This is a genomic window from Pseudoalteromonas sp. bablab_jr011, from assembly GCF_016464045.1.
Classification (GTDB): Bacteria; Pseudomonadota; Gammaproteobacteria; order Enterobacterales; family Alteromonadaceae; genus Pseudoalteromonas; species Pseudoalteromonas lipolytica.
Genome location: NZ_JACDWU010000167.1, coordinates 1 through 18258, shown reverse-complemented (window position 1 = coordinate 18258; position 18258 = coordinate 1). Strand labels below are relative to the sequence as shown.

General features: G+C 42.1%; 14 protein-coding genes and 1 other RNA gene. 12 read left to right on the top strand and 3 right to left on the bottom strand.

Going from position 1 to position 18258, the window contains the following annotated elements; translation table 11 throughout:
* The first annotated feature begins 146 nt into the window (after positions 1-146).
* The 6 genes from lpxB to JIG41_RS08435 all read left to right on the top strand — a co-directional run bounded on the left by lpxB (position 147) and on the right by JIG41_RS08435 (position 8104).
* Positions 147-1304 carry a lipid-A-disaccharide synthase gene (lpxB, locus tag JIG41_RS08460; protein WP_036969702.1) on the top strand — a complete coding sequence of 386 codons (1158 nt, stop codon included), beginning with the start codon at positions 147-149 and terminating at the stop codon, positions 1302-1304.
* Positions 1294-1899: a ribonuclease HII gene (gene rnhB / locus JIG41_RS08455; protein WP_199524567.1), complete on the top strand. Its 606-nt coding sequence runs from the start codon at positions 1294-1296 to the stop codon at positions 1897-1899. The genes lpxB and rnhB overlap by 11 nt, the downstream gene beginning before the upstream one ends.
* Positions 1899-5390, top strand: coding sequence for a DNA polymerase III subunit alpha (dnaE, locus tag JIG41_RS08450; protein ID WP_074988618.1), 3492 nt, complete (start codon positions 1899-1901; stop codon positions 5388-5390). The genes rnhB and dnaE overlap by 1 nt, the downstream gene beginning before the upstream one ends.
* A gap of 16 nt (positions 5391-5406) precedes the next feature.
* Positions 5407-6363 carry an acetyl-CoA carboxylase carboxyl transferase subunit alpha gene (gene accA / locus JIG41_RS08445; protein ID WP_036969697.1) on the top strand — a complete coding sequence of 319 codons (957 nt, stop codon included), beginning with the start codon at positions 5407-5409 and terminating at the stop codon, positions 6361-6363.
* Positions 6364-6444: 81 nt separating this feature from the next.
* Entirely contained in the window at positions 6445-7755 is a 1311-nt protein-coding gene (tilS, locus tag JIG41_RS08440; protein WP_199524566.1) for a tRNA lysidine(34) synthetase TilS, read from the top strand.
* Complete coding sequence (locus tag JIG41_RS08435) at positions 7748-8104, top strand: hypothetical protein (protein ID WP_036969693.1); 357 nt, start codon at positions 7748-7750, stop codon at positions 8102-8104. The genes tilS and JIG41_RS08435 overlap by 8 nt, the downstream gene beginning before the upstream one ends.
* 51 nt (positions 8105-8155) lie before the next feature.
* Here JIG41_RS08435 and JIG41_RS08430 read toward each other — a convergent pair whose 3' ends face one another.
* Complete coding sequence (locus JIG41_RS08430; RefSeq protein ID WP_036969691.1) at positions 8156-9052, bottom strand: GGDEF domain-containing protein; 897 nt, start codon at positions 9050-9052, stop codon at positions 8156-8158.
* A gap of 139 nt (positions 9053-9191) precedes the next feature.
* Here JIG41_RS08430 and JIG41_RS08425 point away from each other — a divergent pair, with 139 nt between their 5' ends.
* On the top strand, positions 9192-11165 hold the full coding sequence (locus JIG41_RS08425) for a monovalent cation:proton antiporter family protein (RefSeq protein ID WP_199524565.1): 1974 nt from the start codon (positions 9192-9194) through the stop codon (positions 11163-11165).
* 8 nt (positions 11166-11173) lie between these two features.
* Here the strand turns inward: JIG41_RS08425 and JIG41_RS08420 are convergent, their stop codons facing one another.
* Positions 11174-12319, bottom strand: coding sequence for a patatin-like phospholipase family protein (locus tag JIG41_RS08420; RefSeq protein WP_036971648.1), 1146 nt, complete (start codon positions 12317-12319; stop codon positions 11174-11176).
* Positions 12320-12458: 139 nt separating this feature from the next.
* On the opposite strand from JIG41_RS08420, the gene JIG41_RS08415 reads away from it, so the two are divergent.
* The 5 genes from JIG41_RS08415 to JIG41_RS08395 all read left to right on the top strand — a co-directional run bounded on the left by JIG41_RS08415 (position 12459) and on the right by JIG41_RS08395 (position 17152).
* Positions 12459-13322, top strand: coding sequence for a DUF3014 domain-containing protein (locus JIG41_RS08415; protein ID WP_036969689.1), 864 nt, complete (start codon positions 12459-12461; stop codon positions 13320-13322).
* A 135-nt stretch (positions 13323-13457) separates the two neighbouring features.
* Positions 13458-13554: signal recognition particle sRNA small type (gene ffs / locus JIG41_RS08410), an RNA gene on the top strand.
* A 133-nt stretch (positions 13555-13687) separates the two neighbouring features.
* Positions 13688-14317 carry a TnsA endonuclease N-terminal domain-containing protein gene (locus JIG41_RS08405; protein ID WP_199524564.1) on the top strand — a complete coding sequence of 210 codons (630 nt, stop codon included), beginning with the start codon at positions 13688-13690 and terminating at the stop codon, positions 14315-14317.
* Positions 14307-16148 carry a Mu transposase C-terminal domain-containing protein gene (locus JIG41_RS08400; RefSeq protein WP_199524563.1) on the top strand — a complete coding sequence of 614 codons (1842 nt, stop codon included), beginning with the start codon at positions 14307-14309 and terminating at the stop codon, positions 16146-16148. Before JIG41_RS08405 ends, JIG41_RS08400 begins: the two co-directional genes overlap by 11 nt.
* 2 nt (positions 16149-16150) lie before the next feature.
* Positions 16151-17152: a TniB family NTP-binding protein gene (locus tag JIG41_RS08395; RefSeq protein ID WP_199524562.1), complete on the top strand. Its 1002-nt coding sequence runs from the start codon at positions 16151-16153 to the stop codon at positions 17150-17152.
* A 12-nt stretch (positions 17153-17164) separates the two neighbouring features.
* Here JIG41_RS08395 and JIG41_RS08390 read toward each other — a convergent pair whose 3' ends face one another.
* Positions 17165-17992, bottom strand: a complete 828-nt coding sequence (locus tag JIG41_RS08390; protein ID WP_199524561.1) for a hypothetical protein — start codon at positions 17990-17992, stop codon at positions 17165-17167.
* Between the last annotated feature and the right edge of the window lie 266 nt (positions 17993-18258).

Sequence of the window (18258 nt, the reverse complement as noted above, 5' to 3'; positions counted from 1 at the left end):
TTTTATCTATTTTATAAACGGCTTTTAGAGCAACTTTTAATCGCAATTTTAATTTCTAGTATTTATTAACTCTGTGACATTTATCCGATTGCTAAAACACGGTAAACTCATTTTTATTAGTGCAGAAAGTTGCGAATTATCAACGAATGAAAGAACAAACAAAGCCGTTACGTATTGCCTTGGTGGCAGGTGAGTTATCAGGTGATATTTTAGGTGAAGGGCTCATTAAAGCACTTAAAGTACGTTTCCCAGATGCTATTTTTGAAGGAATTGCAGGGCCGCGTATGCAAGCTGCGGGTTGTACAACGTTATTCGATATGGATGAGTTGTCGGTAATGGGGCTGGTTGAAGTGTTGGGGCGCTTACCGCGCTTATTAAAAATTCGCAAACAACTCGTGCAACATTTTATAGATAATCCGCCTGATGTGTTTATTGGTATCGATGCGCCAGACTTTAACTTACGTGTTGAAAAGCCGCTAAAAGAAGCAGGTATCAAAACAATTCAATATGTGAGCCCCTCTGTTTGGGCGTGGCGTGAAAAGCGTATTCATAAAATCAGCGCAGCAACTAATTTAGTGTTGGCTTTATTACCATTCGAAAAAGCATTTTATGACAAACACAACGTGCCTTGCACATTTGTTGGTCATACGCTGGCTGATGATATTGCGCTGGAGCATGATCAGAGCAAAGCGCGTAATGCACTCGGTTTATCAGATTCAGACAAAGTATTGGCGCTTTTACCGGGCAGCCGAGGCTCAGAAGTGGGTCTTTTGAGTGACACTTACATTCAAACAGCCGCTAAACTACAGGCAGAAAACCCAGCACTGAAAATAGTGGTACCACTCGTTAACGAAAAACGAAAAACTCAGTTTTGTGACATTCTAGAAAAAACAGCCCCTCATTTAAAATTACAGTTACTCGACGGCCAGTCAAATCTTGCTATGCAAGCTGCCGATGCGATTTTACTTGCCTCAGGGACCGCGACATTAGAAGGCATGCTCTATAAAAAGCCAATGGTAGTAGGGTATAAAATAAAGCCAATGAGCTATTGGATATTTAAAACGCTGTTTACCTTTAACATCAAGTACTTTTCGCTACCGAATTTACTGGCCGATGAAGAGCTTGTCCCCGAGTACCTACAAACAGAATGTAATGTTGATAATTTAACAAATGCACTCACACCTATGTTAAATTCAGATAATAGTGAACTAAAAGCACGCTTTTTAGCGATTCATAAAGAAATTAGGTTAAATGCCAACGAACAAGCTGCAACAGCAGTCGCGGAGTTACTAAATGCAGATTGATCGACCACATGTAAATTATATTGCCGGTGTTGATGAAGTAGGACGTGGCCCGCTCGTTGGTGACGTAGTAACCGCCGCGGTGATCCTCGACCCTGCAAAACCGATTGTGGGACTAGCCGACTCAAAAAAATTGTCGGATAAAAAACGCCAACTTTTAGCTGCAGAAATTAAAGAAAAAGCCCTGTGTTATGCCATTGGTCGTTGTAGCCCAAGCGAGATTGACGAGCTTAATATTTTACATGCCACTATGCTGGCAATGAGCCGTGCGGTTGAAGGACTCAGTGTAAAACCTGAGTTTGTATTTATTGACGGTAATCGCGTTCCTAGCCAATTAACCATACCTGCGCAAGCGGTAGTTAAAGGCGACAGCTTAGTGGAAGAGATTTCGGCTGCATCAATTCTTGCGAAAGTGGCCCGAGACGACGAAATGATTGAACTCGATAAACGCTATCCAGAATACGGCTTCGCAGGACATAAAGGTTACCCTACCAAAGCGCATTTTGCTGCACTAGAACAGTATGGTGCTATTAATGCGCATCGCAAAAGCTTTAAACCTGTGCAGCGCATTTTGGCGTTAAAAGGAGAGCAACGCTAATGCCTGCGCCGCAATTTGTTCATTTACGTGTTCATTCTGATTTTTCAATGGTGGATGGCCTCGCAAAAACAAAACCAATCGTTGCCAAAGCAGAAGAGCTACAAATGCCAGCGCTGGCCATAACAGACCAGATGAACTTATGTGGTTTGGTGCGTTTTTATGGGGCTGCACATGGCGCTGGAATTAAGCCAATTGTGGGAGCTGATTTTTGGTTACGAAGCCCAGAATTCGAAGATGAACCATGCCGAATAACTATTTTAGCCAAAGATAACGAAGGCTATAAAAACCTCACGTTATTAATCTCTAAAGCGTATCAACGCGGGCATGTTTTTCATCGTCCCGTGATTGACCGTGAATGGCTGGTGGGGCTCAAAAATGGCCTCATAATTTTATCAGGCGCAAAAGATGGCGATTTAGGCAAAGCATTACTTAAAGGCAATGCCGGCCTGATTGAGTCGGTGGTGAGTTTCTATAAGCAACACTTTAGTGACCACTATTATATTGAGCTTATTCGGACTGAGCGCCCGTTTGAAGAAGATTACCTTCATTTAGCGGTAGAATTAGCAAGCCAAGAACAACTGCCCGTGGTGGCCACTAACGAGGTGGTGTTTTTAAAACCTGAAAACTTCGAAGCCCACGAAATTCGTGTTGCAATTCATGATGGTTACACCCTTGAAGATAAGCGCCGACCAAAACGTTTTTCTGATCAGCAATACCTAAAAACAGCTGAGCAAATGGCTGAGCTCTTTAGTGATATTCCTGAAGCGCTCGAAAACACCGTTGAAATTGCAAAACGCTGTAACGTAACCGTGCAGTTGGGCACCTATTTTTTACCCGATTACCCAACGGGCTCGCTCAAAATCGATGAATTCTTAGTTAAAGTATCGAAAGATGGTCTTGAAGAGCGATTGCAGTTTTTATTCCCCGATGAAGAAGAGCGAAAAGAAAAGCGCGTAGAATACGATGAGCGCTTACAAATCGAGCTCGATGTAATTAACCAAATGGGGTTCCCGGGTTACTTCCTAATCGTAATGGAGTTCATCCAGTGGAGTAAGGATAACAATATTCCAGTGGGACCGGGACGTGGCTCGGGTGCGGGCTCGTTGGTTGCATATGCACTTAAAATTACCGACTTAGATCCGCTTGAATTTGACTTACTATTCGAACGTTTCTTGAACCCTGAACGTGTATCCATGCCCGACTTTGACGTTGACTTCTGCATGGACAGACGTGATGAAGTGATTGATCACGTATCGGCATTGTATGGCCGCGACGCGGTATCGCAAATTATCACCTTTGGTACCATGGCTGCAAAAGCGGTTATTCGTGATGTGGGGCGTGTACTTGGCCACCCTTATGGGTTTGTCGATCGCATATCAAAACTAGTCCCTGGCGACCCCGGTATGACGCTTGCGAAAGCGTTTGATGTAGAACCGCGTTTACAAGAAGCCTATGACGGTGACGAAGAAGTAAAAGAGCTTATCGACATGTGTCGCATTCTTGAAGGGTGTACACGTAATGCCGGTAAACACGCAGGGGGGGTGGTAATTTCACCCACCACGATCACCGATTTTGCTGCACTTTATTGCGACGATGAAGGCAAGTTCCCGGTAACTCAATTTGACAAAAATGACGTTGAAACCGCAGGCTTGGTTAAGTTCGACTTCTTAGGTTTAAGAACATTAACCATCTTGCAATGGGCGCTCGACATGACCAACGAGCGTTTAGCGCGCGAAGGTAAAGACCCCGTTGATATCAATGCAATCCCGCTTGATGATAAACCCAGCATTGACTTATTGCTCCGTGCTGAGACGACCGCGGTTTTCCAGCTAGAATCGCGCGGCATGAAAGACCTTATTCGTCGTCTAAAACCTGACTGCTTTGAGGATATGATTGCACTCGTGGCATTATTCCGACCGGGTCCACTGCAATCAGGCATGGTAGATAACTTTATCGACCGTAAGCATGGGCGTGAAGAAATATCGTACCCCGATGTACAGTGGCAACATGAAAGCTTACAGCCAATATTAGAGCCGACCTACGGCATCATCCTGTATCAAGAGCAGGTAATGCAGATTGCGCAGGTATTGGCAGGGTATACCCTTGGTGGCGCAGACATGCTTCGCCGTGCAATGGGTAAGAAAAAACCTGAAGAAATGGCCAAGCAGCGTTCAACCTTCGAAGAAGGTGCAGAAAAGAACGGTATTGACGGCGAACTAGCGATAAAAATCTTCGACTTGGTCGAAAAGTTCGCAGGTTACGGCTTTAACAAATCTCACTCCGCTGCTTATGCATTGGTGTCGTATCAAACTCTGTGGATGAAAACGCATTATCCGGCCGAGTTTATGGCGGCCGTAATGTCGGCTGATATGGATAACACCGATAAAATTGTTACCTTGGTCGACGAATGTGAAAACATGAAGTTAACCTTGCTACCGCCTGATGTAAATGCGGGTGAGTACAAGTTTACGGTTAACTTAAAAGGCCAAATTGTTTACGGTATTGGTGCGATTAAAGGGGTGGGTGAAGCCCCAGTAGAAGCCATTTTAGAAGCGCGTAAAGAAGGCGGCCCGTTTAAAGACTTATTTGATTTTTGCGCTCGCGTTGATTTAAAACGTTTAAATAAACGCGTAGTAGAAAAACTTATTTATGCGGGGGCGCTGGATCAGTTAGGCCCTGATAAAACCCAGCCTGGTCGTGCAACATTGTTAGCTAGTTTAAAAGATGCCATGCGAGCGGCAGACCAGCACCATAAAGCGGAGTCGCTTGGTCAGGCTGATTTATTTGGTTTATTAGCCACAGAGCCAGACGAAGTTGAACAAGCCTTTATTAAAGCCCCAGACCTTACGGATAACGAATGGTTAGACGGTGAAAAAGAAACGTTAGGGCTGTATTTAACGGGTCACCCGATTAATCAGTACCGAAAAGAGCTTAAATATTATACTTCGGGGCGTTTGGTTGATTTGCAGCCAACGAATCGCGATGTGCAGTCAACCGCTGCAGGCTTAGTCATTGCGGCGCGTACGCTCATAAATAAAAAGGGAAATCGTTGGGGTCTTGTAACTTTAGATGACAAGAGTGCCCGTATTGATGTACGCTTATTCCCAGAACAGTTTGAAATGTACCAAGATATGCTGCAAGTTAACAATATCTTGGTAATATCTGGACAGGTCAGCTTTGATAACTTCTCCGGTGGCATTACAATGACCGCCAGAGACATATGCACCATTGCTCAAGCGCGAGAAAAGCGTATAAAAGCGATTAAAATGACGCTGAATATGGTGCAGATCGAGGCGAACTTCTTCGATAATTTACAAAAAGTGCTTGAACCTTATAAGTTTGGCACGTGTCCTATTAAAGTATTCTATCAACGTCCTGATGCGTTGGCTGAGATTACGTTAGGAACCGAATGGTGTGTTACGCCTAGTGATGACTTAATTCACAAGTTATCACTGATGGCGGCGCAAGATGTAGAACTAGAATTTAATTAATTAGGTAGTTTAGAGCATGAGCCTCAATTATCTTGATTTTGAGCTTCCAATCGCAGAATTAGAAGCAAAAATTGAAGAGTTACAAAATGTAAGCCGCGCTGGCGAATTAGACCTTGGATTAGAAGAGGAAGTCAGTCGATTAAAAGAAAAAAGCGCTGAAATGAAAGAGAAAATTTTCTCTGAGTTAGGTGCTTGGCAGGTTTCACAGTTAGCCCGTCACCCGTTGCGTCCTTATACTCGTGATTACATCGAGCGCATTTTCACGGAATTTGACGAACTAGCAGGTGACCGTACTTTTGCTAACGATCCCGCTATTTTAGGCGGTGTTGCGCGTTTTGAAGGCCAACCAGTCATGGTTATTGGTCAGCAAAAAGGGCGTGATACAGCTGAAAAAATCAAACGTAACTTTGGTATGCCAAAACCAGAAGGCTACCGTAAAGCATTACGTTTAATGGAAATGGCTGAGCGTTTCAAAATGCCTATCATGACATTTATCGACACGCCGGGAGCATACCCAGGTGTTGGTGCAGAAGAACGTGGTCAATCAGAAGCGATTGCACGTAATCTTAAAGTGATGGCTGCATTAAAAGTACCGACGATCTGTACTGTTATTGGTGAAGGTGGTTCGGGTGGTGCATTGGCAATAGGCGTGGGTGACCGCGTAAACATGTTGCAGTACAGCACTTACTCAGTAATTTCACCAGAGGGTTGTGCATCAATCCTTTGGAAGAGTGCAGATAAAGCGCCTATCGCTGCAGAAGCAATGGGTGTAACAGCTGCACGTGTTAAAGAACTAGATTTAATCAACAACGTGATTGAAGAGCCTCTGGGTGGCGCACATCGTAACTACGATGCAATGGCGCGTAACCTTAAAAATCAACTAAAGCGCGATTTAGCTGATTTACAAGGCTTGTCACTTGATGAAATGCTTGATCAGCGTTACAAACGTTTAATGTCGTTTGGTTATTGCTAATTAGCATAATGATGAAAAAGCCGCTTTTGCGGCTTTTTTTGTTTTATAATACAACGCAATTTATTTTAAGCGTGCCAGTCGATGTTAACTTTGCCACTTTATACTGATTTTCGTAAAGAACTTGAGCCTTTAATTACAAAGGGGCACAAGGCGTATACTGTTGCCTTGTCTGGTGGTGTCGACTCTGTGGTGCTTTTGCATTTAATGGCTGAATTACACCGTGAAAATACGGCACTGAGTGTAGATGCTGTGTATGTAAATCATGGCTTGAGTGAATATGCAGGGCAGTGGCAATCATTTTGTGAAACGTTATGCCGCTCTCTTGCAGTGCCATTTAAAGCAATAAAAGTGAACATTGAAACACAAGCACGAACCAGCCTCGAGGCGCAAGCCCGAGACGCACGCTATGATGCGCTCGATACGCATAGTCCAAAAGGCAGCGTGTTGTTACTAGGTCAGCATTTAAATGATCAGCTTGAAACGTTCTTTTTGCGCCTAAAGCGTGGCTCAGGCTTGCAAGGGTTAAGTGCAATGCAGCAGCAAAGAGTGTTGTCATCTGGGCGTGTTTGCTTTAGACCCTTGCTTAATGTGACACGCCAGCAAATAGAGCTATTTGCTGAACAGCGTGGAATTCAACATATTACAGATGACTCAAACAGCGACGAGCGCTTTGACCGTAATTTTTTACGTCATCAGGTGATCCCCGTTTTAAACGACCGCTTTCAGGGCTTTGAGAAAAGTGCTGCGCGCAGTATTCGCTTATTACAGCAGCAACAATCACTGTTAGATGAATACACAGAAACAGACCTTGCGCACTGTCAAAATAAACACGGCGGATTAAGCTGTTGTGCGATTAAAGATTTTTCTGATACGCGTAAAGCAAACCTTGTACGCGCGTGGCTCAAGCAATTTACACATCAAATGCCCTCTGAAAATCAGCTTAAGCAAATTATTGAACAGGGCTTAAACGCACAGGCCGACGCCCAATTAAAAATCTGTTTAGCGAGCGGACAAGTTCGTCGCCATCAACATTACTGGTATTTCGTTACAGAACAGCCAATACCCAAATCATGTGATATAAATCTTGAAACCGTAACCTTATCGGATGGCCGAACTTTAAGACTTAAAACCGGTAAAGGAATTCGATTGCCAACGGCTGATGAGCAGGTGAAAGTGGTGTTTAATTGCCCGCAAGCGCGCATAAAGCCGCTTAAAAAGCCGGGGTCAAATACGCTCAAACATTGGTTTAAAGATGCGAAGGTCGCTCCTTGGGTTCGTGCACAAGTGCCGCTTATTTTTTATAATGATCAGCTTGTTCAAGTGGTTGGCTATTTTATCAGTGCTACGCACAGTTCAGATGAAGGCATTTTTTGGGAGAGTGAAAATGAGTGAACAGGCTCATGTTGGTTTATCGCTAGTTAATAAAGCACCGCTGGGTTTTATTGTGTCGATTATAGTTGCGGTTATTGCCGGTTTTTCGTTTGCTGAGCTTGAAATGAGTACCTTGTTTTATGCGCTAGCGGGGGGCGTTGCGTGCTCGTTATTGCTGTTAGGGTATTGGTCAGGCAAAGGCGGCGTGTTTTTTATTTTAGGGGTGTTAACACCCCTCGCCCTCGTGGTTGTGTCGCCACTAACGACAATGGCTGCTTTACTTTATTTACTGAGCGGTTTTTTTGCAGGTTTTTGGTTGGTATTACTCGGTTATAAATTGGCTACAAAAAAGCCTAGCGGGGGAAGCTAGGCTTTTCGTAACGATATTTGCGAATTGTTTTGCGCTTTAAAAATGTGACTTTTAGTACGCTTTTGCGCAGTTTCTACCCGCGGCTTTAGCACGGTATAGGCCTTTATCTGCGCGGGCAAACACTTCATTTTCGCAGTCTTGGTTATTCGCAAGCGTAAACCCTATGCTCGATGTTACAGCGTATTGGGCCATTATGCTTGATTGCGAGACTAAACGCATAACGCGATCTGCGATGACTTTGTTAGTGGTAAATTCAGGGTCGTCAATTAACAGCGCAAATTCATCGCCACCAAAGCGAAAAATTGAATCTGTGCCTCGTACACAGTTACGTAAAACGTTAGCAAATTCTTGTAGTACGTCGTCGCCAATTTTATGACCGAAATTGTCGTTCACTTGTTTAAAGTTGTCTAAATCGAGCAACATTAAGCTAAATGGACGATGCTGACGGCGACAACGCTCTAGTCTTTGTGCCAAGCTGTCATTAAATTGACTACGGTTATTTAACCCCGTTAGCGCATCTTTTGTTGCCAAGCGTAATACACGTGTATACATAATTGCATTACGAAGCGGGTAAACAAGCGCAGCATGTAATTGCTGTAGTTTGGTTTCGATAGCTTGCCCCATAGGAAATTGGCTAAAATAAATTAGCTGACCTAAACGCTCACTTTCTAAATCTAAATCAAACGAGTAGGGAGTGTGCGTGGTATCGCTGTCGACACTTTCAGACACACCCAAAGCCGATTGAAACTGCAACCCAGACAAATTGATGAGCTGTTTTGCATGCTCGGCAAAAATAGTCAAAATCCCCTCAATCGACAGGGTTGTTTGTAACTTTGTCACTAAGTCATGTGTATTGTGCTGTTCACTTATTCGGTAACGTTCTGCCGAAAACGGCATAAAGTCGCCTCTTGCAGTCACTCGCTGCGTCAAAATATGGACATTTTCCATGATTGTTCTCCCCCCGGAGTGTTAGATACTCCTTAATAAAGCGAAATTTGTGCCACTTTTTTAAACTGGCTGAAAAACATATGGTTGCTATATTTAAACGAGGGTTCGGCTTTATCATTAAGTAGAAGGAGGTAATTGCTTGCAAAATGTGCTGATTCAAGCCTTTGGGTTACTCGTAGCTGCGGTCATTTTTGTTTGGTTTTTCAAGCGAATTGGCTTACCTCCTATTCTGGCGTACCTCGCAACGGGTTTATTAGCGGGGAGTCATGGTATTGGCTGGATGGCACAAAGCCACGAAATGCACTTTGTAGCTGAGCTAGGCATTGTTTTTTTGCTGTTTAGCTTAGGGCTTGAGTTTTCAGTACCGCGCCTAATGGCAATGCGCAATATTGTATTTGGCTTAGGGTCACTGCAAGTGGTGATCACAAGCCTAGTGTTCATGTTGATTTTACTGTTACTTGAGTACAGCCTACTTAATAGCTTTACGATTGCGAGCTTAATGGCTTTATCATCAACGGCAGTGGTCGTGAAGTTACTCAAAGAATCAGGTGAGTTAAATCAGCGGCGTGGTCAGTTAGCAATTGGCGTATTGTTGTTTCAAGATATCGCTGTCGTGCCCTTACTAATTATTTACCCCTTACTTGCTCAAAGTGGCTCTGATGAAATTGTTGGCGCACTTGCCTTTGCATTAACCAAAGGTGCTTTTGTGTGTATTTTGTTATGGGCTATAGGCAAGTGGGTGCTGCCTAAAGTCTTTAGAGAAATAGCGCTTGTTAGAACCGACGAGCTCTTTGTGCTCACCACATTGTTAGTGGCATTGTTTGCAGCCGGTTTAACGTATTTGTTTGGTCTTTCTATGGCGCTGGGAGCGTTTTTGGCCGGTATGATGCTCGGTGAAAGCCAGTACCGTCACCAATTAGAAGCCGATATTAGACCGTTTCGCGATATTTTAATGGGGCTGTTTTTTGTTACCGTAGGAATGCAATTAGATATTTTGTATGTGCTGCAAAGTTGGTATTGGATTATTGCGGTATTAGTCGGTTTATTATTTTTTAAAATTGCGGTTCTGGCTATTTCTGCACAGCTTATAGGCGAGCGAAAGCAAGATGCCGTTGCAGCAGGTATTATGCTGTGGCAAATGGGCGAATTTGGCTTTGTGTTGATTGCACTCGCTTCACAGCATTTATTGATAAGCTCAGAGCAAGCCTCATTTTTAATTGCGGTAGGCGTGTTGTCTATGGCACTGACCCCTTACCTTATTGAAAAAACACCTGTTTTACTAAAGCGTTTGGGTTTGCTTTCTCAGCCAGGGCAGTATTGGCAACAGCCAGCTAATAGCAGCCCCTTGTATCATAACCATGTTGTTATATGTGGGTTCTCGCGGGTAGGGCAAACAATCGCTCGCTTTTTAAAGCCCGAAGCCATTGATTACGTTGCAATAGAAAGCAATCCCATTTTATTGCAAGAAGCAAAAGCCGCAGGTGAGCCAATTATATTTGGTCATGTAAAACAAAAAGATATTTTAAAATCTGCAGGGGTTGAACGCGCTCGTTTAGTGATCATAACGTTTACAGACTTTGAGCAGACGCAAGTCGTGGTAGATGCGATAAAACAAATTGCACCCACCGTTAAGATACTCGTACGTATGCGTGACGACTCTCAGCTCGAAACCCTAAAAGAGTTAGGTGTCACAGAAGTGGTACCAGAAACCCTTGAAGCAAGTTTAATGCTCGTATCACACGTACTGTATATGTCGGGTGTACCAATGACCCGTATTATTCGCAGAGTGAGCAAAGAGCGCCGCAATCGTTATCAGTTTTTAAATGGATTTTTTACCGGTGATAAACTCGACAGCGAAGAAAGCAGCTCAGACCGATTAGAGTACTTACATGTTATCGCTTTACCTGAACACGCATTCGCTGTGAATCACATGATAAGCGAACTTAAGCTTGAGCAGCGCCGAGTATCAGTTCGTGCATTACGTCGTCAAGACCGTGAAATAGAATCGCCCTCAGAGCAAACGGTTTTGCTCGCCGGTGATATTTTGGTATTGCAAGGCAAACCACGCAGGGTAGAGCGCGTTGAACGCTTTTTACTTGATGGATTAGACTAACAGATCAGTTACTCTAATTCTAAAAATTTCCGTATTTCGGGCAGTTTTTTAAGCCCATCTTGATAACCAATCTCGATCAATTTTTGGGTGTAACGTTTTTCGAATAACAAGTAACTCGTTAAACTTGATTGAGAACGTTTTTTCACCCCGATCATGCGCAGCAACACTTTAATAGCTAATGGCATATCATCGTAATACTGCGCAGCAATCATATTAAAGTTTTGTGATGGATTGATAATACAGGTTTCAATTTGTTTCAGTTCTTGGTGCTTGTCACGCGCTGGTAATAACCCAAGCGTACGATTAATACGCTGTAAACGTTCTAAATCAGACTGCAATGTGTCGGTAAAAACACTATCTAACAGGTGACCTGCAATATTAGACAGTCCCGGATAGTGGGGTTGATAACCAGGTGGGTGCAACTCTTTGGGTGCATCGACACCAATAATAAATATTTTTTCAGCCCCTAAATGCACAGAAGGACTTAACGGCGACAATTGGTGAATTGAACCATCGCCAAAGTAATGGTTGTACACATTAACACTTGGAAACACCATTGGAATGGCACTGGATGCCATTAAGTGTTCAACATTAATGCGGGTCGCTTGTCCCTCGCGTTTAGCTCGCTGCCAAGGCTGTTGGGTTAACGACTGAAAAAACGCCACAGAGTCACCCGTTGTATAACTAGAGGCTGTGATTGATACCGCATCAAGGTAGTTTTTGTGAAGATTACGCTCAATGCGTGCTAAATCGAGTATCTCGTTAAGCAGCTTTCTTAACGGTTGATTATTTAACAAGCTTGCGGGTGGGTGGTTAATATGTTCAGACTGAAAGCTCGTTAAAATATTGCGAGTGAGGTGTGAAAATACACTTAAAAAATCACTTTTATAAACTTGCGAGGTGGAAAAATTGCGCCATACCCATTCAAGCTTTTTACTTGCTAAGTGAGCACAAGAAGCATAACAGGCAAGCGCAGCGGAATTAATTGCGCCGGCTGATGTCCCATTAATAATGGTAAAAGGTAAAGGCGCAGTGCGAGGCATACTTTGTGTGATGGCTTTAAGCACACCCACTTGATAAGCCGCTCGGGCACCACCACCTGTTAATAATAAAGCGATTTTTGAGTGTTGTGTTTTTTTTAACTTACTGCTCATGGTTGCATTTAAATCGTTGTGCGTCTTTACTTTATTTATCAACTGTAAGTCTTTAAGCTAGAAGAAGCAAAGTTTACCTTACTGGTAATATTAATTTTGTCGTGTTTTTTTGTCTGTTTTTTATATTAAGGGAGTGTGTATGTCAGAGCATTCGTCAGATACCGAATTAGAAAAGCGTCCTGGGAATAACAATCTCATTTTTGCAGTTGTTATTGTTATTATTGTAGCCTGTGTTGCGGCGTTTATTTTTTTACAGCCAGACGACAAACCGACGCAAGTAGTCGAAGACGTTGTTATCGAAGAAACGCCAATGGCTGAATATAACGAGCCAGCGCCAGAACCCGAAGTAACAGAGCCAACCCCAGACCCTGTTGCGGTTGAACGCCCAGAGCAACGAGCTGTTGAACCTGAGCCAGAGGTTAAGCCTTTGCCTACATTAAACGACAGTGATGAGGTCGTGGTGGCTCGTATGGATGAATTATTAACAGATCAAGTCATGAGTTTAATGGTGACCGATGATCTTATTCGCCGTGGTGTGGTTTATGTTGATAACCTAGCCAAAGGCAAAGTTGCATTGAGCCATGCGCCCGTTGAGCGCCCTAAAGAATCATTCATGGTTATCGAAGGGGATATTTTAACGATTGACCCAAATAGTTATGAGCGTTACACCCCGTATGTAAAATTATTTACCAGCTTAAGTGCTGCACAAGCGATTCGTATTTATGACGAATACAAACCGCTTATTAATGAAGCATACGCAGAAATTGGTTATCAAGGTGATGCCTTCACGCAAACACTTGAAGAAGCGATTGATGTGCTACTCGATACCCCAGAACCCAAAGGTGATATGCCGTTAGTGCGTAACTCAGTGACTTATCAATATGCTTATTCAGAATGGGAAAACTTACCCGATGCGCAAAAACAATTATTGCGTATGGGCCCAGAAAATATGAAAAAAGTAAAAGCAGCATTGCGTAACATAAAAGCTGAACTTGAAAAGTAAGCATAAAAGCCCCTAAATACAGTGCGATTGTATACCAAGTATGCAATCGCACTTTCTTTTTCGAATACCCCTTGAATAACGAGCCAAAAGTAGAGATAATCCTCCCGCGCCAAACAAGGCCCTCAATGGTAGTCTTATTGGTCCTCTCGCAACACTAGCAGGTGAACCTGGTCAGGCCCGGAAGGGAGCAGCCACAGCGTGTGACGTGTGTGCCGAGATGTGGCTGGTAAGACTGCCACCCAAATTCTTCTTGGGTTGTTGTTTGAAGTATAAGTCTGCAAATTTGTATCAAAACCCTGCATAAAATTTGAATAATAATCCTGCATAGTCTAATTTTATATCATCTCACATCGTTGGTGATGATTATGATAAGGCGTAAACTAAAGCACTCTAGAGTCAAGAATCTCTATAAGTTTGCAAGTCAAAAGATTAATGCTACTTGTTTAGTTGAGTCATCTTTAGAATTCGATGCATGCTTTCACTTTGAATACTCTCGTGAAATTAAAACCTTTGAAGCACAACCGCTAGGGTTTGAATATGAGTTTGAGGGTAGAATTTGCCGTTACACGCCTGACTTTTTGATTACGCATAATGAGAACTCGCAAAAATTTATTGAAATTAAGCCTTACAGTAAAATAACGAACCCTGAATTTAGAGTACGTTTTGCGCAAAAACAGTTGATTGCCAAAGAACGAATAGGCATTGAACTAATATTAGTCACCGACAAGCAAATTCGTGTTTATCCCGCCTTAGACAATTTAAAGCTGCTCCATCGTTATTCGGGATTTCAGTCTTTAACCGACCTTCAGCTTTCCATTATTCAGTTACTCAGCCAGTGGCGAAAACTGACTATTCAAGATTTGGTGAGTACCCTAAAAGCCTCCATTGGTGAAGTACTTGCCTCTGTATATCGTTTATTGTCTCTAGGCAGTGTTAATTCAGACTTAAACACAGAACTTACTTTAGAGTCGGTGATTTGGGCTAATGAAGTTTGAAGACGAATTTAGCTTTGAAGAAGCACCGCAAAAGTTAGCTGAGACCGCTAAACCGGAAGAGCATAAACATCAAGATCGTGATTTAGAATCACTACCCAAGGAAGTTCAGGAAGCTACACTTGCTCGACTTAAATACATCAAGTGGCTTAAACAGCGTTTAATTGGTGGTTGGACACATAAAAACTTAGTGCCACTACTTGCTGAAATGCCTGAATTTCAAGGACAAGAAAAACCAAAGTGGCGCACGGTTGCTGGTTGGCACGCGGACTATATTAAAGCTGAAGAAGACATTCATGCTTTGATCCCAAAGTATTACCGCAAGGGCAACCGCAAACCTCGCACCGATACAGACAAATTCTTTGAACTTGCCCTTACTCGTTACCTTACGAAAGAGATCCCAAATGTTGCATCTGCACACCGTTTTTATTGCGACCAAATTGTTTTAGAAAATGACAAGGTGCTAGGTGAGCCACTAAAACCACTCACCTATAAAGCGTTTAAAAACCGCATTGATAACCTACCTCAGTATGAGGTGATGCTTGAACGCTATGGTAAACGCTTAGCCGATATTGAATATAGTAAAGTGATGAGCCATAAAAGACCCACTAGAGTGCTTGAGCGTGTTGAAATAGACCATACACCACTGGATCTCATTCTATTGGACGATGAGCTTGATGTGCCACTGGGGAGACCAACCTTAACCTTGCTTATTGATGTTTATAGCCACTGCGTTGTTGGTTTCTATCTTGGTTTTCAGAGCCCATGCTATGATGCTGTGCGCAGAGCTATCAGTCATGCGATGAAGCCAAAAAGCTATCTTAAAAGTATTTATCCAGAAGTCGTAAATGAATGGCTATGTTGTGGAAAAATAGAAACTTTAGTGGTTGATAATGGTGCTGAATTTTGGTGCCAGTCGTTAGAGCTTGCGTGTGAAGAGGTCGGAATAAATATTAGTTATAACCCAGTTGGCAAACCTTGGCTTAAGCCCTTCGTTGAGCAGTTTTTTAAAATCATTAACGAAATGATGCTTTCATCATTTCCCGGTAAAACATTCTCTAACATGCTCGCAAGGCACGATTATAACCCGAAAAAGGATGCCATATTGCGTTTTGGCACCTTTACGATGTTGTTTCATAAGTGGATTGTTGATGTATATCACAAGAGCCCTGATGCGAGATTTCGGTACATCCCCTATGAAGACTGGAACAAGGGGTTTGCTTTACTGCCTCCAGCTCAACTAACAGAACAAGATACAGACAAGCTTGATGTTGTTATGTGCATGGCTAAAGAGAAAACATTGCGCAAGGGGGGAATTAAGAATCTACATATTAACTACGACAGTGACGAACTCTCTTTATACCGTAAGCAGTACAGCTCCAAAAAGAGTATAAAGGTTAAAGTTAAAATAAACCCAGATGATCTGTCGTATGTGTACGTCTACTTAGACGCGCTAGAACACTATATAAAAGTGCCAAGCATTGACCCAGAGGGCTACACAATGGGTTTGTCGCTGATCAGGCATAAAATCCATCTTAAGTTTCATAGAGACTATATTCAAGGCAAAGTCGAGCTATTGGGACTTGCCAAGGCGCGGCAATTTATTGATGAGCGAGTTAAAGAAGAGGCCCGGCAGCTTAAAAACGTAGGATCAAAAACTAAGCTTACTGGCACCAAAGCAATTGCTCGGGTGCAGGGCATAGATAATACTCAAGTTAAATCCATTGCTAATACGCCCGAAACAAAGCAAGCAGAACCAACCCCAGCTGACACTAAGCCTAAAAAAGACGAAGGTAGCTGGGATGACTTTATCTCAGATCTTGATGGGTATTGATTATGCTGACCGATCAACAAAAAGAAAGGCTAAATGAATTTCGCAATGTATTTATTGAATACCCAATAATAACCACTGTATTTAACGATTTCGACAGGTTAAGACTTGGTAAAGGGTTAGCAGGTGAAAAGCCTTGCATGCTTTTATATGGCGATACAGGCACAGGCAAAACAGCACTAATAAAACAGTATAAAGAACGCCATTTACCGCAATTTATTAATGGAGTGGTGAATCATCCTGTATTAGTAAGCCGCATACCCAGCAACCCGACACTAGAATCCACTTTAGCTGAGCTTCTAAAAGACTTAGGGCAACTAGGCAGCACAGAGCGAAAACTACGAATGAACGGCACAAGGTTAACGTCATCATTAATAAAGTGCCTAAAAACGTGTGGCACAGAGCTTATAATTATTGATGAGTTTCAAGAACTGATTGAGCACAACCAAGGTAAAAAACGCCGAGAGATTGCTAATCGATTAAAATATATTAATGACGAAGCGGGTGTATCAATTGTATTGGTAGGAATGCCGTGGGCAGAAAAAATAGCAGACGAGCCGCAGTGGTCATCGCGTTTATTAGTGAGGCGGCAGCTGCCTTATTTTAAATTATCAGAAAATCCAAAGCATTTTGTACAACTAATAATTGGCCTAGCCAACCGCATGCCATTTACCGAAAAGCCAAATTTAAGTGAGCAAGCAACAGTATTTGCTTTGTTCTCATTATCAAAAGGCTGTTTTAGAACACTCAAATACTTTTTAGATGATGCCGTACTTTACGCATTAATAGACAACGCGAAAACCCTCACAGCCCAGCATTTAGTTAAAGCATTTGAAGTACTGTTTCCTGATGTATCAAACTTATTTACCTTGCCCGTTTCAGAAATCACAGCCAGTGAAGTCGAGCGCTATTCACTATACAAACCTGAAAGCGACCAAGATGAAGATCCGTTTATAGCAACCAAGTTTACTGACCGAATGCCGATTAGTCAGTTGTTGAGGAAGTAATATAAAAATCAGTTAATCATCAGTTTTAAATTGGCTCCCAAATATGTGGTTCAAAGAGTCAACTTTGTACTTTTTGAGTCGATATTTTATTGAGGGTTTTTTCAAATCAACTCCTACTAGATGTTTAATTTTTTTATGTGGGAATTTCTTAATATCAGTGGGCTTTTCTATTAAACCAACCTCTTTTAAAAACTCTTTCTGTTCGTGCATATCTATAAAATCACTTTTATAAGTTTGATCATAAAAAAGTGGAATATTGAATAGGCACATATTCATATGCAGAGCGTTATTATCAGTATCGACACTTACTTCTACATTTTCAAGCTCAAACTCTTTACTGAAAATTTCTTTAAAAAAGAATAAACTTTCATCAGCTTTTACAGCATCATGGTATGGATTTGCATAGCCAATCATTGATTTAGCTTTCTTATAATCTTCATTACAGCGTTCACCTGATGGTACTAAGTTACTCAAGGTTGTTGCTAAAAAAGGGAATTTAGATTTGGGGTAAAAGTGGTCTAAGCTTGGCCTTGTTTTAGCTCCATCAACAACAATTGTTGGTATTTCTTCCTGATTACAATAAGGACAAACGTCAACCCCAAGAAAATTTGTTATGTCGTATCCAAATCCTTTAGACATTAACTCATAGTCAAAAATACTTGAAAAACTTTTGACCCAAAAAGGGAATTTCATTTGTTCTGAAAGCTTAAGTGTACCTTTTTTCAATTTATAAATGTCGAGTAACTTTTTTTTCTTTTGTGCAGTGGTTACCCTATGATCTTCAGTGAAAAGGAACTTTATTAATTGTGTGGCCTGATATTCTCTTAGAGTTAAAAGCAAGTTATTCTTAGTTTCATCAAAGAGTTCGTTTATTACATCAGTATTTTCTGGTTTTCTTAAATCAAGTTCATTTATATCAGACTTTGTGTAGTTAAGTTCGAAGTTTACAAAGAAATACTCTGGGCAAGGCGTTGTTTCCTAAAAGTTTGAACTATCTTGCCAGCCTGTGATCAGATCATCTATATCCTACTAGCCCGTGCAACAACAATGAGCAAAATCACAAACTGGTCTCACTATAATCAAGCCCTCGTTAACCGCGGTAATAT

What these genes read in the sequence shown, in the direction of transcription:
- JIG41_RS08395 (WP_199524562.1), top strand. Translation starts at nt 16,151, where the DNA reads ATGCTGACCGATCAACAAAAAGAAAGGCTAAATGAATTTCGCAATGTA.
- JIG41_RS08415 (WP_036969689.1), top strand. Translation starts at nt 12,459, where the DNA reads ATGTCAGAGCATTCGTCAGATACCGAATTAGAAAAGCGTCCTGGGAAT.
- JIG41_RS08420 (WP_036971648.1), bottom strand. Translation starts at nt 12,319, where the DNA reads ATGAGCAGTAAGTTAAAAAAAACACAACACTCAAAAATCGCTTTATTA.
- JIG41_RS08405 (WP_199524564.1), top strand. Translation starts at nt 13,688, where the DNA reads ATGATAAGGCGTAAACTAAAGCACTCTAGAGTCAAGAATCTCTATAAG.
- JIG41_RS08430 (WP_036969691.1), bottom strand. Translation starts at nt 9,052, where the DNA reads ATGGAAAATGTCCATATTTTGACGCAGCGAGTGACTGCAAGAGGCGAC.
- dnaE (WP_074988618.1), top strand. Translation starts at nt 1,899, where the DNA reads ATGCCTGCGCCGCAATTTGTTCATTTACGTGTTCATTCTGATTTTTCA.
- accA (WP_036969697.1), top strand. Translation starts at nt 5,407, where the DNA reads ATGAGCCTCAATTATCTTGATTTTGAGCTTCCAATCGCAGAATTAGAA.
- rnhB (WP_199524567.1), top strand. Translation starts at nt 1,294, where the DNA reads ATGCAGATTGATCGACCACATGTAAATTATATTGCCGGTGTTGATGAA.
- JIG41_RS08435 (WP_036969693.1), top strand. Translation starts at nt 7,748, where the DNA reads ATGAGTGAACAGGCTCATGTTGGTTTATCGCTAGTTAATAAAGCACCG.
- lpxB (WP_036969702.1), top strand. Translation starts at nt 147, where the DNA reads ATGAAAGAACAAACAAAGCCGTTACGTATTGCCTTGGTGGCAGGTGAG.
- tilS (WP_199524566.1), top strand. Translation starts at nt 6,445, where the DNA reads ATGTTAACTTTGCCACTTTATACTGATTTTCGTAAAGAACTTGAGCCT.
- JIG41_RS08400 (WP_199524563.1), top strand. Translation starts at nt 14,307, where the DNA reads ATGAAGTTTGAAGACGAATTTAGCTTTGAAGAAGCACCGCAAAAGTTA.